This is a genomic window from Paenibacillus sp. P4_A7 (genome assembly GCF_056402455.1).
In genome coordinates, this window is the sequence record NZ_JBFUHJ010000776.1 from 1 (window position 1) to 1,298 (window position 1,298).

2 protein-coding genes and 1 pseudogene are annotated in these 1,298 nt (G+C 36.4%); all 3 read left to right on the plus strand.

Going from position 1 to position 1,298, the window contains the following annotated elements; genetic code table 11:
* Window positions 1-205: hypothetical protein (locus tag AC1DWN_RS33870; protein WP_477563206.1), on the plus strand; the 205-nt coding region annotated here is incomplete at its 5' end.
* A gap of 190 nt (window positions 206-395) precedes the next feature.
* The gene (locus AC1DWN_RS33875) at window positions 396-956 is read left to right on the plus strand and encodes an acyltransferase (protein WP_477563207.1); all 561 of its coding nucleotides are present in this window, start codon (window positions 396-398) and stop codon (window positions 954-956) included.
* Window positions 957-1,185: 229 nt separating this feature from the next.
* Window positions 1,186-1,298: pseudogene (locus AC1DWN_RS33880) on the plus strand (IS30 family transposase); the annotation flags it as partial.

The following is a 1,298-nucleotide window of genomic DNA, read 5'->3' on the forward strand; positions in this document are numbered from 1 at the left end:
GGGTAAAAGTGATACTAGTTCACACTTGGTTGAGATTGACTTCAAGATGTATAGGTTCATACCAGCAACATATGAAGTGGGGTGGAAACATATCATATTACGATACTTGATTAATCCCGATATGCCTACATCTATCACGATAACAGTGGCGGTAATCAAGCCGTGTTTAGTGATGCTGGAATTCTATCAAAAATTCAAGTCGTAAGGAGAACGGCGGCCAGAATAGATATGAATAATCCGTATGCGTGGCATTATCAAGTTTGCATTCGTGCAGAATTAGATGGGGCAACGGGGCGAGTTCTCGCCAATAGGGTAAAAATAAGTGTAGGGTGAAAATTTACATCCCATAGAATCAAGTGTATAATTTGCTGAAAAGGAATAATAAAGGTGGTATAATGGGGAAAATAATAAGTGTTTTTCGTAGGTTGAGAGGAATTACTAAATTTGGAGTAAATAATTATAGTTATTCTTATAAAAATTGTCCTTCAATAAAAGGGAAAATGTATATTAATAAAATAGGTAAACTTAATATCGGTAAAAACCTTGCAATTGTTTCACTACCTTGGTCTACTCAATTAACGGTAGAAAAAGGAGCATCCCTCACAATTGGAGATAATGTTTTTATTAATGCAGGGTGTGGTATTGCAGCAACTAAAGAGATAAGTATTGGGAATAATGTAAAAATCGGACCAAGAACAAGTATATTAGATAGCGACTACCATCTGCTAGACGAAGACATAGATAAAGATCAATTAAGAAGACCAATTATTATAGAAGATAATGTTTGGATCGGTACAAGGTGTACTATACTTCCAGGAGTAAGAATAGGTAGGAATTCTGTTATAGCAACAGGTAGCGTTGTAAATAAAGACATACCATCAAATGTGTTGGCAGGCGGAATACCTGCAAAAGTAATTAAGGAACTTAGCGTGTCTGATGGTTGGATTAGGACTTAACTTCACTATAGTATTAAAACAGGATGTTTATTATTAATAGTTCTAAGTAATTCCCTAATTAATTCATATTAGGACCATACTACGACAGAACGAGCGCCCACTAAGGCGCTTTTTTTTGTATTTGACGGATTGTAATATGAAGTGCGACACCTAGAAAAAGAAATAGCCCAAGGAAGATAGTTGTAAAATGGAGTCACCACAACAACCATTACACAAGGAGAATCTCACCATGGGTTATACACATTTTAGCATAACCGAACGCAGCAAACTAGAACTACTGCTCAAGATGAAATGGTCGACTCGAAACATTGCGAAGGAACTGGGCAGTCATCATGCGTCTAT

Excerpts from the sequence above, each read along its gene's own strand:
- AC1DWN_RS33875 (WP_477563207.1), top strand. The coding sequence starts at position 396 with ATGGGGAAAATAATAAGTGTTTTTCGTAGGTTGAGAGGAATTACTAAA.